The sequence below is a fragment of the Pseudomonas sp. 8 R 14 genome (assembly GCF_900005955.1).
GTDB lineage: Bacteria > Pseudomonadota > Gammaproteobacteria > Pseudomonadales > Pseudomonadaceae > Aquipseudomonas > Aquipseudomonas marginalis.
Genome location: NZ_CVTH01000017.1, coordinates 1 through 4,952 on the forward strand (window position 1 = coordinate 1; position 4,952 = coordinate 4,952).

The window sequence follows — 4,952 nt, forward strand, 5'->3', positions numbered from 1 at the left end:
CCATCGCCACGAAGTAGCCACGCCCCTGCCTGGAGGTCAGCAGGTTGCGCCCGCGCAGGCGGTCCAGGGCTTCGTTGAGGGTGAACTTGCTGACGCCCAGGGTCTGGGTCAACTCCCGCACCGACGGCAACTTGCTGCCGGGCGCCCATTCGCCGCTCTCGATGCGCTGGCTGAACGCCTCGACGATCTGCTGCACCTTGGGTGTGCCGTCCACGAACGCGATGGCGGATACAAACATAAACTGTCCTTGTGTTTGCCGGTGCTTTTACCGGTGAAGTTTGGCCGGATTAGGCCTGACTTTACCTGCCTTGTGCAACGGCGCTTGCCTACACTGCAGGCCTTCTCACCCTGGGTCCAAGGCCATGACCAGCGCATTGACGCTCTCTTCGTTTCTCTACTTCCTGCTGTTTTGCGCCACCATGACCTTCAGCCCCGGCCCTATGACCCTGCTGCTGTTGAGCTTGGGCTTAAAGGACGGCCTGCGCAGTTCGCTGCCGGCCCAATTCGGCGCCAGTGTGTCGTACCTGATTTCGATCCTGATCTTTGCCGTGGGCTTTTCGGCACTGATCAAGGGCAATCTCGCCATCACCCAGAGCATCCAGATAATCGGCGTGGTCTACATCCTTTACCTGGCCTACAAACAATGGACCAGCAGCGGTGTCGCCATGGATAAGGCCGCTGGAGTAGAGGGCGCACGCCGCTTGTTCGGCAAGGGTTTGCTGACCGGGTTCTCCAACCCCAAGACCCTCATCATGTTCAGCGCTGTATTCCCACAGTTCGCCGGGGCAGGGGAGCAACGTTCGGCGGTGGATATCGCCATCCTCGGGGCGACCTTCCTGGTGCTGCAATTTGCCAGCGGTTGCCTGTATTGCTACTTCGGCCAACGCATCAAGCACGTGCTGGAAAACCCCAGGCGCCGTGTGCTGTTGCAGCGGATCACTGCGGTGCTGTTGCTGGGTGTGGCGTTGATGCTGGCCCGCGGTTTTCCCCACTGAATGGTTTGGATGGGGAATGAGCAGTAGTGGCGAATTGCTGGCGCCCTGATAGACTCCGGGCATTCATCCAGGATTACAGCCCTCCATGCCTGCCGTCGGAGGAAAAGGATTTCCGCTCGCTACCCGTTTGTATAAATCCCGCACCTTAGGGCTGACGCTCGGTTTTGTGTGCGTAGTGTTTGGCATGTATCCGCTGGATCCGGCGCCATGGGTGTGGGCCTGGATGGTGATCAATGCATTTGTCTGGCCGGTCGTGGCCTTTCAGCGCTCGTTGCGTACTAGCCATACGCTGCGCAGTGAGCGGCGCAATTTGCTGTTCGATTCGTTTTGCGGCGGTTTCTGGGTCGCGGCCATGCATTTCAACCCGCTGCCCGGTGTGACGACCCTGTCGATGATGACCATGAACAACGTCGCCATCGGCGGTCCGCGCTTCATGCTGGCGGGGTGGGCGGCGCAGGCGCTGGGCATCGGCACGTCGCTGTTGATATTCACGCCGGCCTTTATCGCCACGACCACCCCGGTCCAGCTCTATGCCTGCCTGCCGATTCTGATGCTGTACCCGCTGGCGCTGGGTTGGATCTGTTACCGCCAGGCGGTGACCCTGGCCCGGCACAAACGCGAATTGCTGGCGCTGAGTCGCACCGACAGCCTGACCGGCCTGCTCAACCATGGCGCCTGGAAAGACCATCTGGAGATCGAGTTCCAACGTTGCCGCCGCGAACAGCAAGGGGCCGCGATTGCGTTGATCGACATCGACCATTTCAAGCTTATCAACGACACCTATGGCCACGTCACCGGCGACATCGTGCTGCGCCAACTCAGCAAAGTGCTGCGCCAGAACCTGCGCGCCACCGACCTGGCCGGGCGCTACGGCGGCGATGAATTCTGCGTGATCCTACCGGGCATGCCGCTCAACCGTGCCACGGAAGTGATGGATGTCTTGCGCGATCGCTTCAACGCGTTGGCGTACGCCGAGGACCCTTCATTGCGCGCCAGCTTGAGTATCGGCCTGGCGCCGTATCAACCGGGGCACGCCGATTCCACCACGTGGCTCAACGACGCAGACCTGGCGCTGTATGAAGCCAAGAGCAGCGGGCGCAACCGGGTCAGTTCGGTGCACGGCACTTGGTTGCGGTCGGTCTAGTGGGGTAGGGTGAGGCGGCACCCCAACAAAAAACAAGGACCGGTTCATGCCCTTCACCTTCCCGCGTACTCTCCTGGCCGCCACGCTGGCCTTGTCCTTCGCACTCCCGGCCTACAGCGCCGAACCCCACCGGCAGATCCAGGCGGACGCCGAACAGTACAAGGCCCCGGCCCTGAAACTGCTGGAGCGCCTGGTGAATATCGATTCGGGTTCCGGCTACGGGCCAGGCCTGACCCAGGTGAGTGACATCGCCGTCGATGAACTCAAACAGCTGGGCTTCACCATTGAACGGGTGCCGGATGCCGCCGCCAACAGCAGCCATGTGATCGCCACCCTCAAGGGCAACGGCAAGGCCAAAATCCTGCTGATGGCCCACATGGACACCGTGTTCAAGGAAGGCTCGGCGGCCGAACGGCCGTTTCACATCAAGGACGGCCGCGCCTATGGTCCCGGGGTGATGGATGACAAGGGCGGCATCGTCGCCGGTATCTACGCACTCAAAGTCCTGAAAAACCAGGGCTTCAAGGACTATGCACAGATTACCTTCCTGCTCGATGCCAGCGAAGAAACCGGTTCCGACATCGCCTCTGAACTGATCCGCAACACCGCCAAGGCCCACGACGTCACGCTGAACCTGGAACCCGGCCGCCCAGCCGACGGCCTGGTGGTGTGGCGCAAAGGCAGTGCCACCGCCGTGGTCGAAGTCAAAGGCAAAGCTGCCCACGCCGGCGTGGCCCCGGAGCTGGGGCGCAACGCCGCCATGGAAGCCGCGCATCAGATCCTGCAGTTGGGCAAGCTGGGTGATGAAGAGAAAAAAACCACCATCAACTTCACCGTCATCAAGGCGGGCGACCGCACCAACGTCATCCCCGACCAAGCCACCGCCAAGGCCGACGTACGCGCGGCATTGCCGGAAGAGTTCGACCGGATCGAGAAGGACCTGGTGCGGGTCTCCGCCAACAAGCTGATCCCGGAAACCGAAGTGACCACCACCCTCAAACGCGGCCTGCCGCCCATGCCGCAGACGCCGGAGTCGGACAAGCTGGTGGCGATTGCCCAGGGGATCTATGGGGAGTTGGGTAAAAAGTTGACCATTGAAGGCAGCGGCGGGGCGGCGGATGCCAGTTTGTCCGCCGGGGTGGGGACGCCGACGTTGGATGGGTTTGGGATTGTAGGGGGGAATATTCATACGCCGCAGGAGTATGCGGAGGTGGAGAGTGTTGCACCGCGGATCTACTTGCTGAGTCGGATGATTATGGAACTGAGTAAACGCTGATCAGGCTGGGAGGCTCACCTATTCAATTTGGCTGAGCCTTCATTCCTTGTGGTGAGCAGGCTTGCCCTGCGTGGACTGCGCAGCAGGCCAAAATATTAATAGCAAAGATCGTTATACGGCTGCTTTTTAAGTTGAGTATTGGTTTTTTTGTAGATATTCATCAAACTTTCGAACTATGTGATTTAGCCATAACGGGCCTGAGGCCCATTGGTATGGATAGTAGTAATAGCAGTGCTGTATATGCAGTAAATTTTCTTGAAGATCTGGCTCATTGGTATACGAATTTATCAGCTCTAAAATTTCCTGTTTTACTGTCATGATTATTTCTCTAGGCGAGTCCAGTAGAAATGTATCGATGACATCATCGGCCGATGAATGATCTTCCGCCCAATCCTGATTAAAGTAAGCACCAAAAAATTGTTGTAGCTCTGTTAATGGTTCATTCATTTTTCTGGGTATCCTGTTAGCAATAGATAGCCATCTGGCATTTTAGGAGCTCGTTTTATGACTAATAGGAACTTATAAACAGGTACGGATTTTTTTGCTCCATTTAGGATGCTTACCCCTACGGGTTGACTTGAGCTGCCTTTAATTAGGAGTTTTTCCTTGTTTCCACTTAAAAATGTAGTTATTTCTTGCTGGTGTGCAGTCAAGCTTTTGGACACTATAGCCTCAGCCTCTTCTAGAGTTTTGAAGGTAGATGAGGCTGGGATGTGCGGTTCTGATTCAAATCTTGCCGCTAACTGTTCGTCTGTTCGACCGACATGTTTTTCAATCAGGTGTCCTCCAGCCTTCTCGTGAGTAGTTAATACTCCAGGAGGTGCTTTTTTTGTTAAATCGTTTTTTGAATCCGGGCAATTTCCAATCTTACAGCTTAACCCTAACGGATCCACCCACCCCGTCGGATTGGGCACGTACTGATAGGCGTTGATCCCACCCGCCAGCTTCACCGGATCAGGCATCAGGTAACACCCAATATCCGGATTGTAGTAGCGATGGCGGTTGTAGTGCAGCCCGCTTTCCTGATCAAAGTACTGGCCCTGGAAACGTAGCGGGTTGTCGATTGTGCCTTTGTCGAGTCGGCTGATCTGGCCGTAGGCGCGGTAGTGGGCGGACCAGACGATGTCGCCGTCTGGAGAGGTGAGTTCTTGCGGCGTGCCGAGGTGGTCGAGTTGGTAGTGATAGGGCTTGGTATCTATTGGGCCGAAGCCTTCCAACAGAACCAGCGGGCGAAAGCTGTCGGGTTCATAGAGATAGCTGCGATGGCGATCCGCATGGTGTTCGGCAATCAGCCTGTCGCCTTGCCAGAAAAACTCCGTGGTTAGGCCGTCCACGGTTTTGCTGATGCGTCGCCCAAACGGGTCGTAGCGGTAGCTGGCGGTTTGGCCGTTGGGTTGGGTGATGCCGATCAGCCGATGCTGGCAGTCGTAACGGTATTCGGTAACGAGTTGATGGCCTTTGCCACGCCGCTCGCGGATGAGGTTGCCGAAGGCGTCATAGTCGTAGTGGCGGTCGCCCTGGATCATCAGGCGGTTGC

The 4,952-nt window shown here is 57.5% G+C and carries 6 protein-coding genes; 3 read left to right on the plus strand and 3 right to left on the minus strand.

Annotation, left to right across the window (positions count from 1 at the left end):
- Positions 1-238 (minus strand): winged helix-turn-helix domain-containing protein (locus BFQ01_RS01120; RefSeq protein WP_141691230.1); only part of this gene is annotated, 238 nt, incomplete at its 3' end.
- Between the two features lie 124 nt (positions 239-362).
- On the opposite strand from BFQ01_RS01120, the gene BFQ01_RS01125 reads away from it, so the two are divergent.
- The 3 genes from BFQ01_RS01125 to BFQ01_RS01135 all read left to right on the plus strand — a co-directional run bounded on the left by BFQ01_RS01125 (position 363) and on the right by BFQ01_RS01135 (position 3,415).
- The gene (locus BFQ01_RS01125; protein WP_065923925.1) at positions 363-995 is read left to right on the plus strand and encodes a LysE family translocator; all 633 of its coding nucleotides are present in this window, start codon (positions 363-365) and stop codon (positions 993-995) included.
- An 85-nt stretch (positions 996-1,080) separates the two neighbouring features.
- On the plus strand, positions 1,081-2,139 hold the full coding sequence (locus BFQ01_RS01130; RefSeq protein ID WP_065923926.1) for a diguanylate cyclase: 1,059 nt from the start codon (positions 1,081-1,083) through the stop codon (positions 2,137-2,139).
- 46 nt (positions 2,140-2,185) lie between these two features.
- Positions 2,186-3,415, plus strand: coding sequence for a M20/M25/M40 family metallo-hydrolase (locus tag BFQ01_RS01135; RefSeq protein WP_065923927.1), 1,230 nt, complete (start codon positions 2,186-2,188; stop codon positions 3,413-3,415).
- A gap of 126 nt (positions 3,416-3,541) precedes the next feature.
- On the opposite strand, the gene BFQ01_RS31055 is transcribed toward BFQ01_RS01135, so the two are convergent.
- Together BFQ01_RS31055 and BFQ01_RS01140 are read right to left on the minus strand one after the other, a co-directional pair.
- On the minus strand, positions 3,542-3,862 hold the full coding sequence (locus tag BFQ01_RS31055; protein WP_074846518.1) for a contact-dependent growth inhibition system immunity protein: 321 nt from the start codon (positions 3,860-3,862) through the stop codon (positions 3,542-3,544).
- Positions 3,859-4,952 (minus strand): RHS repeat-associated core domain-containing protein (locus tag BFQ01_RS01140; RefSeq protein WP_141691231.1); only part of this gene is annotated, 1,094 nt, incomplete at its 5' end. The genes BFQ01_RS31055 and BFQ01_RS01140, both read right to left, overlap by 4 nt.